Annotated in this window: 19 protein-coding genes; 2 read left to right on the top strand and 17 right to left on the bottom strand. The window is 44.2% G+C overall.

Features of this window, described 5'->3' with window-relative positions:
* Positions 1-17: 17 nt before the first annotated feature.
* From cooS to LKD46_RS05765, 5 genes are all read right to left on the bottom strand, one after another.
* On the bottom strand, positions 18-1910 hold the full coding sequence (cooS, locus tag LKD46_RS05785) for an anaerobic carbon-monoxide dehydrogenase catalytic subunit (protein WP_118369151.1): 1893 nt from the start codon (positions 1908-1910) through the stop codon (positions 18-20).
* 117 nt (positions 1911-2027) lie between these two features.
* Positions 2028-2798 (bottom strand): ATP-binding protein, encoded by a 771-nt coding sequence (locus LKD46_RS05780; RefSeq protein ID WP_044960447.1) that lies wholly within the window; start codon positions 2796-2798, stop codon positions 2028-2030.
* Between the two features lie 112 nt (positions 2799-2910).
* Positions 2911-3843, bottom strand: coding sequence for a methylenetetrahydrofolate reductase (locus LKD46_RS05775; RefSeq protein WP_059085931.1), 933 nt, complete (start codon positions 3841-3843; stop codon positions 2911-2913).
* A 24-nt stretch (positions 3844-3867) separates the two neighbouring features.
* Positions 3868-4050 carry a CooT family nickel-binding protein gene (locus LKD46_RS05770; protein WP_118369144.1) on the bottom strand — a complete coding sequence of 61 codons (183 nt, stop codon included), beginning with the start codon at positions 4048-4050 and terminating at the stop codon, positions 3868-3870.
* A 64-nt stretch (positions 4051-4114) separates the two neighbouring features.
* A complete protein-coding gene (locus LKD46_RS05765; protein ID WP_015525305.1) occupies positions 4115-4507 on the bottom strand; it encodes a DUF8180 domain-containing protein in 393 nt (130 codons plus the stop codon).
* Between the two features lie 346 nt (positions 4508-4853).
* Between LKD46_RS05765 and LKD46_RS05760 the strand changes: the two genes are divergently transcribed.
* Positions 4854-5681, top strand: a complete 828-nt coding sequence (locus LKD46_RS05760) for an aldo/keto reductase (protein WP_022426672.1) — start codon at positions 4854-4856, stop codon at positions 5679-5681.
* A 154-nt stretch (positions 5682-5835) separates the two neighbouring features.
* Here the strand turns inward: LKD46_RS05760 and LKD46_RS05755 are convergent, their stop codons facing one another.
* The 4 genes from LKD46_RS05755 to LKD46_RS05740 are packed head-to-tail and all read right to left on the bottom strand — an operon-like array spanning position 5836 to position 10190.
* Entirely contained in the window at positions 5836-6852 is a 1017-nt protein-coding gene (locus tag LKD46_RS05755; protein ID WP_227573918.1) for an NAD(P)H-dependent glycerol-3-phosphate dehydrogenase, read from the bottom strand.
* A 12-nt stretch (positions 6853-6864) separates the two neighbouring features.
* Positions 6865-7512, bottom strand: coding sequence for a glycerol-3-phosphate 1-O-acyltransferase PlsY (gene plsY, locus LKD46_RS05750; RefSeq protein ID WP_118624902.1), 648 nt, complete (start codon positions 7510-7512; stop codon positions 6865-6867).
* Positions 7513-7516: 4 nt separating this feature from the next.
* Complete coding sequence (gene der, locus LKD46_RS05745) at positions 7517-8842, bottom strand: ribosome biogenesis GTPase Der (protein WP_015525309.1); 1326 nt, start codon at positions 8840-8842, stop codon at positions 7517-7519.
* Positions 8805-10190: a DUF512 domain-containing protein gene (locus LKD46_RS05740; protein WP_118514489.1), complete on the bottom strand. Its 1386-nt coding sequence runs from the start codon at positions 10188-10190 to the stop codon at positions 8805-8807. The genes der and LKD46_RS05740 overlap by 38 nt, the downstream gene beginning before the upstream one ends.
* A 144-nt stretch (positions 10191-10334) precedes the next feature.
* Here LKD46_RS05740 and LKD46_RS05735 point away from each other — a divergent pair, with 144 nt between their 5' ends.
* Complete coding sequence (locus LKD46_RS05735; protein WP_059085936.1) at positions 10335-11507, top strand: ribose-phosphate pyrophosphokinase; 1173 nt, start codon at positions 10335-10337, stop codon at positions 11505-11507.
* Here the strand turns inward: LKD46_RS05735 and pgeF are convergent.
* The 8 genes from pgeF to LKD46_RS05695 all read right to left on the bottom strand — a co-directional run bounded on the left by pgeF (position 11494) and on the right by LKD46_RS05695 (position 17508).
* Positions 11494-12339, bottom strand: coding sequence for a peptidoglycan editing factor PgeF (pgeF, locus tag LKD46_RS05730; RefSeq protein WP_118514523.1), 846 nt, complete (start codon positions 12337-12339; stop codon positions 11494-11496). The genes LKD46_RS05735 and pgeF overlap by 14 nt on opposite strands.
* Before the next feature lie 18 nt (positions 12340-12357).
* Positions 12358-12717: a YraN family protein gene (locus tag LKD46_RS05725; RefSeq protein ID WP_227573945.1), complete on the bottom strand. Its 360-nt coding sequence runs from the start codon at positions 12715-12717 to the stop codon at positions 12358-12360.
* 45 nt (positions 12718-12762) lie between these two features.
* Entirely contained in the window at positions 12763-13518 is a 756-nt protein-coding gene (locus tag LKD46_RS05720) for a ribonuclease HII (protein WP_227573917.1), read from the bottom strand.
* Positions 13518-14375 carry a ribosome biogenesis GTPase YlqF gene (ylqF, locus tag LKD46_RS05715; protein WP_227573916.1) on the bottom strand — a complete coding sequence of 286 codons (858 nt, stop codon included), beginning with the start codon at positions 14373-14375 and terminating at the stop codon, positions 13518-13520. The genes LKD46_RS05720 and ylqF overlap by 1 nt, the downstream gene beginning before the upstream one ends.
* 42 nt (positions 14376-14417) lie before the next feature.
* Positions 14418-15026: a signal peptidase I gene (lepB, locus tag LKD46_RS05710; protein ID WP_118369132.1), complete on the bottom strand. Its 609-nt coding sequence runs from the start codon at positions 15024-15026 to the stop codon at positions 14418-14420.
* A gap of 96 nt (positions 15027-15122) precedes the next feature.
* Complete coding sequence (gene rplS, locus LKD46_RS05705) at positions 15123-15470, bottom strand: 50S ribosomal protein L19 (protein ID WP_015525316.1); 348 nt, start codon at positions 15468-15470, stop codon at positions 15123-15125.
* Positions 15471-15608: 138 nt separating this feature from the next.
* The gene (locus LKD46_RS05700) at positions 15609-16484 is read right to left on the bottom strand and encodes a methionyl aminopeptidase (RefSeq protein ID WP_227573915.1); all 876 of its coding nucleotides are present in this window, start codon (positions 16482-16484) and stop codon (positions 15609-15611) included.
* A 325-nt stretch (positions 16485-16809) separates the two neighbouring features.
* Positions 16810-17508 (bottom strand): energy-coupled thiamine transporter ThiT, encoded by a 699-nt coding sequence (locus LKD46_RS05695; protein ID WP_227573914.1) that lies wholly within the window; start codon positions 17506-17508, stop codon positions 16810-16812.
* Positions 17509-17893: the final 385 nt, after the last annotated feature.

Raw genomic sequence — 17893 nt, 5'->3', positions numbered from 1 at the left:
TTAAAGATCGCAACGGATTAGATTCCTAATGCTGTTCTCTTCTCTTCAATTCTCTCGATCATAAGATCAACTAATTTCTCGATGTCTGTCTCTACTGTGTAAGCAGCACCTGTCCATTTTCTTGTTCCCTCTGTAAGAAGCTCGCACATTTCTGAAGAACCGGAAACATATGGATCAACACCAAGGAATGTATCAATACCAGTACCAACTACGTAGTTACCGATGGATACAGCTTTTTCAGACATCCACTCAGGAGCACATCCTACTACAGGAAGCTGATTGATCTGAAGTCCTGAATCTTTTGCAAGTTCAGCAGCCAGGATCATCATACGGGAGATATCTACGCAGGATCCCATATGAAGTACTGGTGGGATATCAGCCAGCTCACAGACACGTTTCAGACCTGCACCGCAGAGATCTCTTGCGGATTTGTCCATCAGACCAGCTTTAGCAGCTGCCTGTGCGGAACATCCGGAAGCGATGATAATGATATCATTTGCGATACACTTCTTCATCAGTTCGATATGTGCATAGTCAGGACGGATCTTAGGATTGTTACATCCAACCATAGCAACAGCACCACGGATAACACCGGAAGTGATGCACTCAAGTAATGGTTTGGTTGTTCCTGTTACATCAACCTGAGAGTTTGTAACACCATCAAGAACTTTAACGATCGCTTCTACTGAATAACCAACAGTAGCTTTCTGTTTCAGCTGTGGGATATGTACAAGCTCAGGTTTTCTGTTCTTGAAGTTATCGATAGCCATCTTAACGATTGCTTTTGCATTTTCTCCTGCTGTCTCAGCGTTGAATCTGATAAATTCAGAATCCGGCATCTGAGCGATCGGAGAAGTTGTAACAAATTTAGTATGGAAGCATTTGCTCAGAGGTCCTAATGCAGGGAAGATACACTGAACATCAACTACGATCGCCTCGCAGGCACCTGTCAGCACTACGTTCTCCTGCTGCAGGAAGTTACCAGCCATCGGAACACCACGACGCATAGCTACCTCGTTAGAAGTACAGCACACACCGGAAACGGTGATTCCTTTTGCTCCTACAGATTTTGCATAATCGATCATTTCTTTGCTGTCTGCATACTCACAGATCATCTCAGAAAGACTCGGATCATGTCCGTGTACAACAATGTTTACATTCTCTTCAACCATTACTCCAAGGTTAGCCTCTGTATCAATCGGCTTCGGAGTTCCGAATAATACATCAGAGAACTCTGTTCCCATCATGGAACCGCCCCATCCATCAGCCATACCGCAGCGAAGAGACTGTTTTACAAGTGCCTCCGGAAGAGATGAACATCCCATATGAGACATATGCAGGGAGCTTGCAACCTCACGGTCAATAGCACGTGGTGCGATTTCGTTCTCGATCAGTTTTTCTTTCTGTCCTGCAGGCATTCTGTCAAGGAATCTCTGATATCCGAACGGTTTACCATACTCCATAAGACCGATCTCAGCCATCTCATGAGCCAGATCATAGATATCCTTGCCTTCTGTTTCCACGCCCCACTCTTTAGCGATGCGAAGCAGTTTCTCAGGATCTTTTACCTGATAATTTCCGCCCTCTTTTGCACAGTACAGTGTATGGCAGATCTCACGACCATGATCGGAGTGAGTAGCTGCACCACCGGCTGTAAATTTAAGGAAGTTTCTTCCTACGATACCATGGGCATCACATCCGCAGACTCCTCTTGGAGCCTTCGGTGTAATACGACACGGTCCCATTGCACAGATACGGCAGCAGATACCCTGCTCACCGAATTTACAGTGCGGAGTCTGGTTCTTTGCACGGATCTGCCATGCATCTGCTCCTACCTTTGCACCTGTCTCGAGAAGACGGGCTGTAGCGGCTTCAAATTCCTCCACTGTAGTTAATTTGAATTCACTCATTATAGACCTCCTTTAATAGCACATCTATTTTTATTTTTCTTTTTATAATAAGCCCAGGGCAGGAACCCATCCCCACCCATGGGTTATTCTCTTTTATAAAAAAAGGTTTATATTCCATTATAAACCTAATTTATCGAAAATTTCAAAAGCTGCTTTTCTCATCGGATTATCCTCAGGAAGAGTAACGGTTGGTTTACCATCGCAGTCATATTCATAAACTGCCTCATCCTGTGGTACCACACCGATCAGATCGAGACCCTGATTCCGGATCTCCTCAAGGATTCCTGGATTCAGTTCTGCTTTTGGCGCGCGGTTGATAATAAGACCCACTCTGGAAGGCTTCATATCGCATTCCTTAATAAGTTCTGCGATCCTGCCAACTGCCTGTACACCTCTTCTGGAACAGTCACTCACAAGGATTGCTGTCTCCATGCTCGGAAGGATTCCTCTGCTGATATGTTCCATCCCTGCTTCATTGTCCACAACAATATATGGATAATTCTTCTGGTATTTGGCAAGCTGTGCCTGAAGCAGACCGTTTACAAAGCAATAGCATCCTTTTCCCTGGGTTCTTCCCATTACAAGAAGATCGTAATCATCTTCCTCAGCAAGAGCATCCTCGAAACGTACCTCTGCATAATCTGCCTTGGACATTCCTTTGGGGATCGGGCTTTTCTCTGTCATCTCAGCATGTGCGATCTCCTCACGTACATCGCCAAGAGTTGTATCTACTTCTACACCAAGAACCTCGTTCAGATTTGAATTGGCATCTGCATCTACCGCCAGTACAGGTCCTTTTTTCTTTTCGCAGAGATACTGGATCAGCATTCCGCATAATGTAGTTTTTCCAACGCCGCCTTTTCCGGCGACTGCAATAACATGTGCCATAAAACGGGCACCTCCTGATTCTATATCTGTTATGCCGGCGCATAAGGGAGGTGCCTGATACTGTTCTGGCACCTCCGCATCGTGCCGGAATTCTTATTTATTTCGTTGATGATTAGATAAGTGTACGAAGTCCGGATCTGTCAATGATCTCGGATACGTCTTTCCATTTGTTTAATGCATAAAGATGGATACCGTCAACACCAAGAGCGCGATACTCATCGATCTGTCTGATGGTGTATTCGATTCCTTCTTCTTTGAATCGTTTAACCTTGTCCTCATAGAACATGTCAAATGGTTTACCATCAGCATCTTTAGCGTTAAACGGATTCGGGAACAGCCAGTTTCTGGAGATCAGCCTGCAAAGCTCACTGTCCATTACACAGCCGTTACGTGAAAGAGCCATATTAATGGTAGCTGCCTGATCCAGGATCGGCATTACGCCAACATCTACAGGCATTGTCACTCCAGCCTCGCGGATAGCGTCCAGCCAGTATTTAAACTGTTCCATATCCCAGCAGAGCTGGGTCATGATATAATCAGCACCATTGTCCTGTTTCTGTCTCAAAACAGCAATATCAGCATCCAAGCTTCTGCATGCGATATGGCCTTCCGGTGAACCGGCTACTGCGATCTCGAACTTATCGCCAAATTCATCACGGACAAATTTAACAAGGTCTGTCGCATAATTGAAGTCTCCGCAGGTTGTTGTCTCACCAAGTGGAATATCTCCGCGAAGTGCCAGCATATGGTCAACGCCATCTGCCAGATACTGTTCCAACTGCTGTCTGATTCCTTCTTTTGTGTTCTTGATCACTGTGAAGTGTGTTACAGGAACAGTTCCTGCATTCCTGATCATCTGGCATACTTCCCTGTTGGCACCGACATTTCCGCCGCCGGCACCGTATGTACAGGAAATATACTCCGGTCTATACTTCATGAGATGTTCAATGGTTCCCGGCAGATTTGCCATACCTTTTTCTGTCTTTGGCGGAAAAAGTTCAAAGGAAAGCAGCATTTTTTCTCTCATTGCTTCAGATAATTTCATTGATCGTCCCTCCACGTATTTGTATCAGTCACACTGCAGTTTCACGATGCTGTTTGCAAGATCCACCATAAGGATACTGCCTTCTACCTCGCGCTCATCTCCCATGATATCTCGAAGGATCAATTTATTTCCGTCTACATCGATCCGGCTTACATTCTTAAAGATCACAGAATTATCTTCTTCCTTATATACTGTTGCAAGACACATAATCATTCCTCCAAATAAGTGGCATCATTTAACCACTATGCTGTCAAAACTATTCTGTCGGTTTTTATTTCAACTCTTCCTTAACAAGTGTAAGGGCAAGTCCAAGTCTCATATTGCCTTTCTGAAAATCTGCAACTGCCTCTTTGATCGTCTTCGCAGCTGCATCCATGTTAAGCTTCTTAAGATTGTCAGCCATCTGATCAAGTTCTGCGGCATGATGCTCGTTATGCTGCAGCATGTAGGTAAGAAGTGCTACAGTCTCATTCTTGCAGTCACCGCTCTCGCAGGAACCGCAGTGTCCATCACCGTGTGTATGACAATGGTTATCTCCTTCCGCATGGCTGTGTGTATGGCTGTGAGTCACACCGTCCTCATGGGTGTGCTCATGTGTATGTTCATGGCTGTCTGCATGTCCATGCTGAACAAGATTGCCATTCTCATCTTTGATTAAATGCATAAATACCCCTTTCCTGTATCCGCTGGGCGGACACTCTCATGACAAGAATTTATCAATTAAATTTATTATACATCTTTTCACTGTTATTATCAAGAAAATAATTATAAAATATAGCCAAAATTATATGCTGTTTTTCCTATTTTTCCAAAAACTTTGACAGTAAATTAACTCGATTGTTTCATTTTTAACGAAGTTAGTCTCTTCAAACCACAACTTATTACCCAGTCTGCGCGTCTGTCCAACTCTAAGCTTTATCACTTTTGTAATATAATTGATGTGATTCTTTCATATTTTTGTGCTATAATAGCAAAAGCATGGAAAGCAGAACATACAAGGAGGAATTATTTTGAAAGAAACTGTTTTTCTGAACAACGACAGAGAAATGCCTCTTCTGGGGCTTGGCGTATACAAGTTGCCCGATGACGTACAGGCCGAAGCAGCAGTCACTTCTGCTATTTCCGCCGGCTACCGCATGATCGATACCGCTTCTGTTTATAAAAATGAAGAAAGCGTTGGACGTGCCATTGCCAAATGCGGAGTTCCCAGAAAGGATCTTTTCATCACCAGCAAGATCTGGAACAATGCGCAGCGTCTCGGCGATGTCCAGGGAGCTTTTTCCCGTAGTCTCGACCGTCTGAAAGTCAGTTATGTAGATCTCTATCTGATACACTGGCCGGTTCCCGGCTGCTATTTGAGCACCTGGAAAGAGTTGGAATCCATTCTGGAATCTGGACGTGCTTTAAGTATCGGTGTCAGTAATTTTGATATCCGGCATCTGGAAGAGCTTCGTAAGATATCCGGGGTTATTCCTGCTGTAAACCAGATCGAGTGCCATCCTTTGTGTTACCCTGCTGAACTGATCGAATACTGCAAGGCTTTCGGTATTCAGGTACAGGCTTATGCTCCTCTGGCAAGAGGTGCATATTTTGATAATGATGTAATGTGTGTTCTGGGGACCAAATATGCCAGGACTCCTGCACAGATCGGGCTTCGCTGGGCAATACAGAAGGGAATTTCTGTCATTCCGAAATCCATCAACCCGGAACGAATCCGCAGCAATGGAAACATCTTTGACTTCAATATCGAGGATGAAGATATGGCGATCATCGATACACTGAACGAAGATCTGCATACTTCTCATGTTCCAGAAGATCTCCGTGATATTCAGTTTTAATTTCCATAATAACGCAAAAAAGATATCTGTCAGAGCATAAGTGATCTTCTGGCAGATATCTTTTTATTTTTTCTTTTCAGTTGATACGGCGATCCTGTTATTCCCAGCTTAGCATTTCACATATCTGAAACCCGGAAATATTTAACTGATCCGCTCACGCATTTTCCCACGGGAGCATGGGCGTTTCCACTTTTTTATCACGCAGCATCAGGTCCATTACTGCTTCCGCTGCTGATTTTCCTTCAAACAGTACGCGGTTCACTTCCGTTATGATAGGCATCTCCACCTCATATTTCTCCGCAAGCTCTCTTGCAGCTCTTGCAGAATAAACACCTTCCACAACCATCTGCACTTCTTTCATAGCTTCTTCCATCGTATATCCCTGGCCGATCAGATATCCGGCCTTTCGATTACGGCTATGCTTACTTGCACAAGTCACGATCAGGTCGCCAATCCCGGACAGGCCGTAAAAGGTTTCCATCTGCGCCCCCATTTTTTTACCAAGTCTTCCTATTTCCGTGATTCCCCTGGTGATCAGTGCCGCCTTGGTATTATCTCCATATCCAAGGCCGTCGGCAGTACCTGCTGCCAGTGCGATCACATTTTTCAGTGCTCCGCCAAGTTCCACCCCAAGGATATCCGGTGTTGTATACACGCGGAACACAGGGCTCATAAAAATGCTCTGAAGGTATTCCGCAGTTTCCTGTGTATGTGCGCTGATCACACAGGTTGTAGGAAGTCCGCGTCCTACTTCTTCCGCATGGCTTGGACCGGAAAGTACAGCTACATTACCCTGCGGGATTTCTTCTTCGATCACCTCGCTGAGTGTTTTCAGTGTCTTTTCCTCAATACCTTTTGCAACATTGACGATCTTCTGATCCTTGCAGACAAACGGTGCCATCTTGTGTGCAGTACTCCGGATATACGGGGAAGCTACTGCCAGAACTGTCACATCCACGTCCTTAAGTGCACGCTCCATATCCGTCAGGACATCGATCTCATCCGGAAGCCGTACCCCCGGAAGCCTGTCAGGATTTTCTCTTTTTTCCCGGAGTTTCCGGGCATTCTCCGGTCTTGCTGACCAAAGAAGGACTTCATGGCCATTATTATGCAACAGGAGTGCCAGGGCTAATCCCCAGCTTCCCGAACCCAGTACGCTGATTTTTGCCATAAATCTTACCTCTTATTTTTTATTCTTACTGCTTAAAAACACCTTATTCTCTGTTCCATGAAACAGTCTTACAATGTTTGCCCTGTGTCTGTAGAACGCCATTGCTGTAAGAACTGCCATCACAATATAAAGCTCAACGGTATGCGGCTGATCCATCCCATATTTTCCCATATGCCCAAAAGCAAGGACCAGGATAAAAGCCACCGCATATGCACTGAGAGAGCAAAGCGATACATAATGAGTTGTAAAGAACAGCGCAAAAAAGACAACTGCACATACAATAAATATCCGCCAGTCAAAAGCAATGATCATGCCCACAGAAGCAGCAATTCCCTTTCCGCCACGAAATTCCATAGAAATCGGAAAATTGTGTCCAAGGATACATCCTAATGCCGCATAAAGGATAAGAAGCGGAAGGATACCATTCATGGAATTTCCATAAACCATTCTCACGATCGCAATAGCCAGTACACACTTCAGGCAGTCTCCCAGCAGGGTGATCGCTCCCGCCTTCTTTCCAAAGGTCCGGAAGGCATTCGTAGTACCAGCATTCCCGCTGCCATGCTTTCTGATATCTGTCTTGTGGATTTTTCCAATAATATAGCCTGTCTGAAAAAGCCCGCATGCATAACCGATAACAAGACAAATAATACGTTCCATACTTTTATTCCTTTTCCCCGCGCTCGCGGATGATAAATTTCAGAGAAGTTCCAGAAAATCCAAAAGCATCTCTGATCTTGTTCTCCAGATATCTTACATAGGAAAAATGCATCAGTTCCTTGTCATTGACAAAGATAACAAATGTCGGCGGTTTTACCGCAACCTGTGTCATATAGAAGATCTTCAGTCTTCTTCCTCTGTCAGACGGCGGCTGCTGAAGAGCGACTGCCTCAGAAAGGATCTCATTAAGAACACCTGTCTGGATACGGAGTGTCTGATTTTCGATAACTGTATCGATATTCTCGAAAAGCTTCGGAAGTCTCTGACCTGTTTTTGCAGAGATAAAGATGATCTGCGCGTATGGCATAAAGGAAAGGATCTGACGGATCTTTTCCGTATGCTTGTAGATGGTCTTGTCATTTTTCTCAATGGCATCCCATTTATTTACCGCTACGATAATACCCTTTCCTCTGTCATGAGCGATTCCTGCGATCTTAGCATCCTGCTCGGTAACACCCTCGGAGGCATCGATCACAACTACAACCACATCTGCGCGCTCTACAGCCGTCACAGTACGGATAACACTGTAGCGCTCGATCTCTTCTTTTACCTTACCCTTGCGTCGAAGTCCTGCGGTATCGATAAAAATATAATCTTTTTTGTTCCAGGTAACCTTTGTGTCAATAGCATCACGTGTGGTTCCTGCAATATTGGATACGATCACACGCTCCTCTCCAAGAAGCTTATTGATCAGAGAAGATTTTCCCACGTTCGGCTTTCCTACAATGGCGATCTTCGGAATATCATCCTGATCTTCCTCTTCACTCTTATCCGGGAACTCTTTGATCACCTCATCCAGCATGTCTCCAAGGCCTTGTCTGTTAGCTGCGGAAATCGGGATCGGTTCTCCGATTCCAAGATTGTAAAACTCATATACATCCATCATATATTTCTGGTGGCTGTCTACCTTGTTAACTACAAGACGTACCGGCTTGCCGCTGCGGCGGAGCATGTCTGCCACCTTGGCATCGGAATCCACAAGGCCCTGACGGACGTCTGTGATAAAAATAATCACGTCTGCCGTATCAATGGCGATCTGTGCCTGCTCTCTCATTCTGGAGAGGATGATATCGCTGCTGTCCGGCTCAATTCCACCTGTATCGATCAGGGTAAATGTCCTGTCAAGCCATGTGACATCTGCGTAAATCCTGTCACGGGTTACTCCCGGTGTATCCTTTACTATGGAAATATTGTCACCTGCCAGAGCGTTAAACAGAGTGGATTTGCCTACATTAGGCCTTCCCACTATTGCTACTACTGGTTTGCTCATAAATCTGTCTCCTTCTTGTTTGTTTATGTTCCGGAGGGTAGATCACGGCTTCCACCAGATCATGTCCTCCTGTGTCTACGATTACAATTTCTGTGTTCAGTGCTTCCGAAAGTTCTTCCAGTGTCATGTCATCCAGAAAAATCTCCTCATCACCTTTCAGCATGCTGCATGGGATCAGAAGCTTCTCTCCAAGGTCAAGACCGGAAAGCTGCTCTTTCAGATCCTGCCCGGTGATCAGACCGGACACTGTGATCTTTTCACCGAAAAAACGATTCTCGATGGTTGTGACCGAAATCTGCACATTGGGATATTTCTTCTGGATCTCTTTTATATGGCGTGCGATAAAAGGCGCCGCCAGTTTTCCTGTGGCGATCCTGCCTGTCACCTTACGGTCGTCACCGGAAAGCCCCTCCAGCGTTTCTTTTACTTCTGTTTCCAGAAGCCTGAGCATTCCCACACCATTCTCAAGCTGCAGATATCCATCATATTCATCCTCACAGGGAAGCTCCCTGTCTGCCAGAATATACCATTCGTCTGAAGCATGGATAAAATGGATCCCATATTTTTCCATCATGATCTTCTGCCAGCGTTCGATCTGCCCCAGGACTTTTTCAGCATCTTCCTTATTAAAAGGTTCCAGAGGATAGAGACCTTTTCTGTATTTGGTAAGTCCTACCGGTACAACAGAAACGCTCTGAAGGATCGGCGCATAAGCAGAAAGCTTTTCAAGGCTGTATTCCAGCTCGTCTCCGTCATTGACACCCTTACACAGTACGATCTGTCCATTCATGGTGATTCCCGCATTGTACAGCATATCCACCTTATCCAGAGCCTTTCCTGCAAAGCGGTTATGCAGCATTTTACACCTGAGTTCCGGATTCATTGCCTGGAACGAAATGTTGATTGGTTCCAGATGATAGCGGATCACACGTTCAATATCCTTCTCACTCATATTGGTAAGCGTAACATAATTTCCCTGAAGGAAGGAAAGCCTGGAATCATCATCCTTAAAATACAGCGTCTCACGCATACCCGGCGGCATCTGGTCAATAAAACAGAACATACACTTATTTGAACAGGAGCGATAGTCATCCATCAGTCCTCCGTTCTCAAATTCTATTCCAAGGTCTTCCTCATATTCCTTCTCTACCTCCAGCTCCCACTCTTCGCCATCAGGCTTCTCTACCAGAAGCACCACGAGCTCTTCATTCATGAGATACCGGTAATCGAAGACATCTTCCACAGGCTGTCCGTTTACAGACACAAGTCTGTCTCCCGGCTCCAGCCCCAGCTCCTCGGCAATACTGTCGGGCAGCACCCTGGAAATCATATGCTTTCTTAATTTCATCATTATCTCCCTTTTCTATCCCGTATATAATAACAACTTTGCTCTTAAAAATCAACACTTTGAGAAAACACCTTGACTGACACGTGGGTCTGATGTTATAAATAGACTGAGAATTTTTAATGACATACACTTAGGAGGAATATTATGCCAAACATAGAATTGCTGGAAAAGTCTATGCCTGTTGCCCCGATCCGAATCGCCGCACTTGCCGGATGCCGCGAACTGGCCGAGGAGGTTGACAAAAAGCTGGTTAAATTCCGTAAAGAACTTGTAGCCGCCAAGAAATCCACCATCATCCCACAGGGATATGCAGAAAAATCTTTCCTTGTAGACTGCGAATGCCCACGTTTCGGGACCGGTGAAGGTAAAGGTTACATCAAGGAATCTGTCCGCGGAACAGACCTTTATATCATGGTAGATGTGACCAATTACAGTCTTACTTACAGCGTATGCGGTCATGAAAACCACATGTCTCCGGATGATCATTACCAGGATCTGAAGAGAATCATCTCCGCAGCCACCGGTAAAGCACACCGCATCAACGTTATCATGCCATTCCTTTACGAGGGACGTCAGCACAGACGCACTAAGAGGGAGTCTCTTGACTGTGCACTTGCACTTCGCGAGTTAAGTGCCATGGGCGTTTCCAACATCATTACTTTTGACGCTCATGACCCACGTGTACAGAACTCTATTCCGCTGAAGGGCTTTGATAACTTTTTCCCCACATACCAGTTCCTGAAGGCTCTGGTCAAAAATGTCCCTGATTTCAAGCTTGACAATGATCATCTCATGATCATCAGCCCGGATGAAGGTGCTATGTCCCGTGCTGTATACTTCTCCAATATCCTTGGAGTCGATATGGGTATGTTCTACAAACGCCGTGATTACTCCACCGTTGTCAACGGAAAGAACCCGATCGTTGCTCACGAATTCCTCGGAGATTCCGTAGAGGGCAAAGACGTTGTCATCATCGACGATATGATCTCTTCCGGAGAAAGTATGCTGGATGTTGCCCGTCAGCTTAAAGAGCGTAAAGCCGGACGTGTATTCGTCTGCACAACCTACGGTCTGTTTACAGATGGCGTAGCCAAATTTGATGAATATTACGAAAAAGGCTGGCTGGACAGAGTCATCACAACCAACCTTAACTATCGTATTCCTGAGCTTCTTGACCGTCCATACTATATCGAAGCAAATATGAGCAAATATCTTGCAAGTATCATCGATATCATCAATCATGATGTATCTGTCGAGAAGGTTCGTTCCAGCAACGAAAAGATCATGAATCTCATGAAAAAAGTCAACGAACAGTAATAAATGCTCCCAGGTTTCCACGTTTCCCGTGAGAAGCCCTGTGTGAGTAAAGAAAGAGCGGATTACAGCAGGTGCAGATGCCCGGCATTGAGATCCGCTCTTCTTTTATGCCTGCATCCAGAAAGATCCTCCTGTTCGCCTCCCACAGATTCAGCTGATATTTCCCATCTGGTTTTCTGTAAAAAAGCACATCCCAGTATTTTTCTTCAAACGCCTCTCTAAACTGATCGATCACATCTTCACTGACTTCATAGCAATCCTGACAGATAGAAGGACCAATGGCTGCATAAAGCTCTGAAGGATCTGTCTGAAATTCCTCAGTCATCTTTTCCACCGTCGCTTTACCAATCTTTCCTACAGTACCTCTCCAGCCGGAATGAGAAAGTCCCACAGCTTTATGTACCGGATCTATAAAGAAAAGTGGTACACAGTCCGCATAAAACGTTGCCAGCACCAGTCCCGGCACATTGGTGATCATTCCGTCCACATCTGTATAAGGCCTTGGTTTTGTGATCCCATTTCCTCTGTCTTCTTCCGTGACCACACGTACATTGGTGGTATGTGTCTGATCAGAGGTTACGATATCTTCCATGGAAAATCCCATAGCATCAGAAAGTCTGCGATAATTTTCCCTCACCGCAGCCTCATCATCCCCTCTTGTGAAGCTTAAGTTCATAGATTCATAAATCCCCTGGCTTACTCCTCCCAGACGGGTACTGAAGCCATGTACGATCCCGGGAAATTTCTCAAAAGCAGGATATGTAAGCCAGGTAACCTCATTCTTCTGATTTACATTCATTAGCTGTTTATCTTTATACCATTTTATTTTCATCTTATGTGACCAGTCCTTTCAACTGCAAAAATCAAAAGCATTTTTTATCCAGTGGATGTTCTCTCCATCAATTCCTACTACGTCAAAACGGCAGGGAGGCAGCTCCCGGTATCCATGGGCAATCAGATAAAACATTGCCACTTTGCTGATGATCCGCTGTTTTTCTCTCCCTACCGCTGAAAAAGGACTTCCACTCTTTCCGTTCTTTCTGTATTTCACTTCAATAAACACCAGATATCTTCCATCCTTCGCAACAAGATCGATCTCACCACTTCGGCAGCGAAAATTTCTTTCCTTGATCTGCAGCCCCTTTTCTGCCAGGAACGCTGCAGCAATTCCTTCATAATAGCTGCCCTTCTGTCTTCTATTTTCCTTCAGATAAACAAAACCTTTCTGTTTTTGATGTCGGTATCTTAAGTATTTTTATACAAAATGTGTGATAAATGTTTTTCTGTGTATCGGACTTGGTCCATATTTCCTCAGTGCTTCAATATGCGCTGCAGAACCATATCCTTTATTGGAGGCAAATCCGTATTCCGGAAGAACCTTATCATATTCTTCCATCATCCGGTCTCTGGTCACTTTGGCAACAATACTTGCTGCCGCAATGGATACACTTTTTGCATCACCTTTGATGATGGGTACCTGCGGAATCTGGATTTCCGGTATGGTAACCGCATCGTTCAAAAGCAGCTGTGGCTGTACAGAGAGCCTGCTCACTGCCTGACGCATTGCCTCATAGGTTGCCTGCAGGATATTGATCTCATCAATCCTCTCCGGACTTGCCATTCCGATTCCAACAGAAACTGCTCCCTCCAGGATCACATCGTACAATTCGTCTCTCTTCTTAGCTGTAAGCTTTTTAGAATCATTCAGCCATAAAATATTGCAGTCTTTCGGAAGGATCACCGCACAGGCGACTACCGGTCCGGCAAGAGGGCCTCTTCCCACCTCATCGATCCCACAAAGATATCCAAGATGCTCATATTCATGTTCATATTTCTTCATGCTCTCTGTACGTACACACTCATCCTCCAAAGCTTGAAGCTTTTTGTGATACTGCTGGATCAGTTTCTGTACACCGCTTCTCTCATCATTTTCATAATGACGAAAAAGGGCGTTATATTCGCCCTCCTTCGCTGACGCAAAACGCGCCTTGATATCTTTCATTGTTTCCATTACACTTCCTCCGGTCCTTTTGGAAACTCCAGAGTCACTTTTCCCAGTTTTCCGGAACGAAATTCTTCCAGCAAAAGGCGGGATGCTTTCTCATAGTCAAGCTCTTCGCCCTTTTTCAGACATCCTCTTGCTTTTGCAACTGCAGTAAGGATATCCAACGGTTTCAGCTCTTCTTCTACATTGTATCTCTCTCTGATCGCTGCCGGATAAAACTCCTGCAGATATCCGATCAGACCCAGGGCAAGTTCTTCAATATTCAGAATATCGTCCTTGATCGAACCGATATAGGCAAGACGCATTCCAACTTCCTGATCTTCAAATTTCGGCCAGAGAATTCCTGGGGTATCCAGAAGCTCCACACTTTTATTCAGACGTATCCACTGTTTTCCTTTTGTAACTCCTGGTTTATTACCGGTCTTGGCACAGGCTTTTCCTGCAAAGGTATTGATAAATGTTGATTTTCCAACATTAGGGATTCCTGCAACCATCGCACGTACCGGACGGTTTTTGATTCCTCGTCTCCGGTCTCTCTCTGTCTTTTCCTTACATGCCTCTGTGATCGCCGCAGAAACGGCCTTCATAGATCCCTTATTGCGGGAATCAATACTTACCGCATAGATTCCTTTTTCTTTGAAGTATTCCATCCAGGCACGGTTCTGTCTCTCATCGGCAAGATCTGCTTTGTTGAGAAGGATCATACGTGCCTTGTTTTTTCCCAGCTCATCAATATCCGGATTTCGGCTGGAAAGAGGAACTCTTGCATCTACAAGCTCAATGATCAGATCGATCAGCTTGATATCTTCCTGCATCTGACGCTTCGCCTTCGTCATATGGCCTGGATACCACTGTACGTTCATAATTCACCTCATTTATCTGTACTTTAATCTGTTTACTTTGATCTATTTTATAAAACCTATTTTATTTTTCGGAGAAACTGTAAACCAAACTTTCCCGATAATGTACTTCTTACTGATATTTCCGATATCGCTGAAGCGGCTGTCTTCACTGTTATTGCGATTATCACCAAGGACAAAATATTCCCCGCTTTCCAGAGTTATAGCACTATTCGCAAGTCCTCCATCTGTCATATCCTGATAAGCTCCGTTTTCTTCATAAACCTTGCCGTTGATATAGATCTTCCCGTCTTTAATCTGAACAGTCTCCCCAGGAAGGCCGATCACACGTCGGATATGCAGGGCTGCCGAATCACTGGCGCTTGTTTTAAAAACGATCACATCTCCACGTTTTGGTGAACTGATCTTATATAAAGCCCTGTTTACAAAAAACTTTTCACTTACAGAATACGTGGGTTCCATGGCACTTTCCTGCAATGTCACAGTCTGAAATGCAGAGATTGCAACCAGCACAGCAAAAACCAGGGTCACAATAATTTCAAATACCCACTTCACGATTCCTCTTGTCCTGTCATCACGAAGCTTCTCCCTTGCTTCGGAAACAGCTCTGTTTTCCTTCAGATTTTCAATATTTATCTTCTTATTTAATCCCATATTCTATCCCCTGTATGTGCTTTTACACGCATACGCACTGATGTAAAAAGAGGGACAATAGCAAATGTTATTGTCCCTGCCTCTTTACTTATGAAATTATTTTACAAGCTCTTTAACCTTAGCTGCTTTACCTACACGATCTCTCAGGTAGTTCAGTTTCGCACGGCGTACTTTACCATGACGGATAACCTCAACCTTAACTACATGTGGGGAATGAAGCGGCCATGTTTTCTCAACACCAACACCATTGGAGCTCTTTCTTACTGTGAAAGTCTCTCTTGTGCTTCCGCCCTGTCTCTTAAGTACTGTACCCTCGAAGATCTGAACACGCTCACGTGTTCCCTCTTTGATCAGCGCATGTACTCTTACTGTGTCTCCTACGCGGAACTGCGGTACTTCAGCTTTCAGCTGAGCGGACTCAATGTTCTTAATAATTTCGTTCATTTCTTTCTCTCCTTAATTATACTGGATGTTCTTAATACACATATGGTAACAGAGGACCATCTTTTATCACAACATCTGTGATTATACACTAGATAACTTCTCATTGCAAGGACTTTTTTTCCAGATTTTCGAGGGCTTTTACCAGCAAAGGACCTCATGTCCTGTTTCTGTGACAAGGACCATGATCTCCCACTGTGCCGATGGCAGTCCATCCTCTGTCCGCACTGTCCAGTCATCGATCTCATCTGTATAGATTTCATCAGATCCCATATTGACCATCGGTTCAATAGTAAAGATCATTCCTGGTACCATGAGTACACCTGAACCTTCCTTAGATGTGTAGCTTACCCATGGATCTTCATGAAACTCAAGACCTACACCATGTCCGCCAATTTCTCTCACAACTGTATAGCCGTTTTCCACTGCATGTTTGTGTACGGCACTTCCCATATTTCCGATCGGTGTCCATGGTTTTACCTGTTCAAGGCCAAGCTCTACGCATTCTTTTGTCACACGGACAAGCTTCTCCTTCTCCGGACTTACCTTCCCAATACAGAACATACGGGAGGAATCAGAAAAATATCCCTGATAAATGGTAGATACATCTACATTGACAATGTCACCTTCTTTTAAAACAATTTCTTCATCCGGGATTCCGTGGCATACTACCTCGTTGATAGATGTACATACACTTTTTGGAAAACCTTCATAATCAAGTGGTGCCGGAATTCCGCCATGACGTACTGTTTCTTCATGTACCCAGTCATCGATCTGCTGTGTCGTTACACCTGGTCTGATATGCTCTGCAACATAATCAAGAACTGCAACATTAATCTTGCAGCTCTCTTTGATCTTCTCGATCTGTGCAGGTGTCTTGATCAGATCATGGTCAAGAACTGCATACCCCTTCTTTTTCATGAGTTCCATTTTTTCATCAAATGCTTCATGACATTTTTTATATTTTTTTCCGCTTCCACACCAGCAGGGATCATTTCGTTCGATTTTCTTAGACATCTTTTTCTCCTCCTTTTCGCAACTGTATGGCTGCTTTTTCTTTTGTATTTTATATATTCAGATATGTTATATCTGTCTGTAATATTTTAACCGAATCAAGGAAGTCTCCTATGTGGTTGCGAGAAGCAATAAACTGTGGGCGGGGACTTGCATTCATCCGTTTGAATGGGAAATTATTCCGCCTGATTATCATAGCACAACTTTCTTTAGGTGAAAAGTATTCTTTGTGTTTTTGGTTTGTTTTATATAACTTTTTGCGATTTTTCAATAAAAAAAAGATCGTAATAGCTTGAACGATCTCTTTTTATTTATGTGTCTGTATTAATTATTTTTCGGTGGCTGCAGATTGTCGGTTTCCACCAGTTGCCATTATTCGCATTCGCCCAAGTGCACTGGATACTGCCGGAATAGAAATCACTACGATCGTCAGTACACCTTCCAGAAGAATATAACTGTAATTATAAATGATCGGATACAAAGCTGTCAGAGACTTCGGAAAATTATCCGGCATATAATCCATCCAGTAAAGATATCCGCCAAGTGCATGGAATGCCCCTCTTGCCAGAATTGCTATTATGTATGCTTTTAGAAGACCATGTTTTCTGGATTTTGTAAATAATCCTGAAAGTCCCATGGCTCCAAATGCCAGAATGTAATCACAGCATACCTGAAAAAATGAAAGGACATATGGCTCCTGGAGGAACTGAAAAATCCCATATACAAGGCCGGTAAGAATTCCTACCTTAATGCCATACCAGTAACCGATCAGAACAATAAACAGCATACTGAACAAGGTCACAGATCCGCCAAATGGCAGTTTAAATATCTTAATGTAGGAGGTTACATATGCAAGTGCCAATGCTACTGCACAGGTAACCAGCTGCTGTGTGGTAAATTTTAATACAGATGTGTTTTTCTGAAGTAATACTGCTATCAGAATTATCAAAATCAGGACTGCAATAACAGATACGACATATCCTGCCGTTGTTAGACCGCCTTCGGCAGTCACAAGAAAATTAAACATACTCTTTTCTTTCCTCCTTACGATGAAATTACCCCAATCAAGTTCAAAGATCGAAGCCTACACCTCCTCACAGTCTGGTCAGGCTCCTTTGGTCTTACCTATTGTAGCATATGGAAAAGGAGATGTAAATGGTGGGAGATGTATGATCATATACAACAAAATCAGGAGAAAAATCCATGTACTGATTTTTCTCCTGATTTCCTCTTTCCCTTTGTACCTTAAAAACTACATACATGCTTGTTGATGGTTAATCATTTTGTTGAATCAATTCTAACCTGCGTACCGATTCACCTTTTTTCACGGGGCTCGCAGCTAAAGCTGCATCGCCTGTTCTTTAGGCTACTCCAGCGGGGGTCATCTCACGACTCCGTCGTTCGATGTCATT

The organism is Blautia fusiformis (assembly GCF_020686995.1).
In the GTDB taxonomy this organism is placed as follows: domain Bacteria; phylum Bacillota; class Clostridia; order Lachnospirales; family Lachnospiraceae; genus Blautia_A; species Blautia_A fusiformis.
The sequence above is the reverse complement of the archived record's forward strand: the minus strand, read 5'-3'. Positions and strand labels throughout refer to the sequence as shown.

Excerpts from the sequence above, each read along its gene's own strand:
- cooS (WP_118369151.1), bottom strand. The coding sequence starts at position 1,910 with ATGAGTGAATTCAAATTAACTACAGTGGAGGAATTTGAAGCCGCTACA.
- LKD46_RS05780 (WP_044960447.1), bottom strand. The coding sequence starts at position 2,798 with ATGGCACATGTTATTGCAGTCGCCGGAAAAGGCGGCGTTGGAAAAACT.
- LKD46_RS05775 (WP_059085931.1), bottom strand. The coding sequence starts at position 3,843 with ATGAAATTATCTGAAGCAATGAGAGAAAAAATGCTGCTTTCCTTTGAA.
- LKD46_RS05770 (WP_118369144.1), bottom strand. The coding sequence starts at position 4,050 with ATGTGTCTTGCAACAGTATATAAGGAAGAAGATAATTCTGTGATCTTT.
- LKD46_RS05765 (WP_015525305.1), bottom strand. The coding sequence starts at position 4,507 with ATGCATTTAATCAAAGATGAGAATGGCAATCTTGTTCAGCATGGACAT.
- LKD46_RS05755 (WP_227573918.1), bottom strand. The coding sequence starts at position 6,852 with ATGGCAAAAATCAGCGTACTGGGTTCGGGAAGCTGGGGATTAGCCCTG.
- plsY (WP_118624902.1), bottom strand. The coding sequence starts at position 7,512 with ATGGAACGTATTATTTGTCTTGTTATCGGTTATGCATGCGGGCTTTTT.
- der (WP_015525309.1), bottom strand. The coding sequence starts at position 8,842 with ATGAGCAAACCAGTAGTAGCAATAGTGGGAAGGCCTAATGTAGGCAAA.
- LKD46_RS05740 (WP_118514489.1), bottom strand. The coding sequence starts at position 10,190 with ATGAAATTAAGAAAGCATATGATTTCCAGGGTGCTGCCCGACAGTATT.
- LKD46_RS05735 (WP_059085936.1), top strand. The coding sequence starts at position 10,335 with ATGCCAAACATAGAATTGCTGGAAAAGTCTATGCCTGTTGCCCCGATC.
- pgeF (WP_118514523.1), bottom strand. The coding sequence starts at position 12,339 with ATGAAAATAAAATGGTATAAAGATAAACAGCTAATGAATGTAAATCAG.
- LKD46_RS05720 (WP_227573917.1), bottom strand. The coding sequence starts at position 13,518 with ATGGAAACAATGAAAGATATCAAGGCGCGTTTTGCGTCAGCGAAGGAG.
- ylqF (WP_227573916.1), bottom strand. The coding sequence starts at position 14,375 with ATGAACGTACAGTGGTATCCAGGCCATATGACGAAGGCGAAGCGTCAG.
- lepB (WP_118369132.1), bottom strand. The coding sequence starts at position 15,026 with ATGGGATTAAATAAGAAGATAAATATTGAAAATCTGAAGGAAAACAGA.
- rplS (WP_015525316.1), bottom strand. The coding sequence starts at position 15,470 with ATGAACGAAATTATTAAGAACATTGAGTCCGCTCAGCTGAAAGCTGAA.
- LKD46_RS05700 (WP_227573915.1), bottom strand. The coding sequence starts at position 16,484 with ATGTCTAAGAAAATCGAACGAAATGATCCCTGCTGGTGTGGAAGCGGA.
- LKD46_RS05695 (WP_227573914.1), bottom strand. The coding sequence starts at position 17,508 with ATGTTTAATTTTCTTGTGACTGCCGAAGGCGGTCTAACAACGGCAGGA.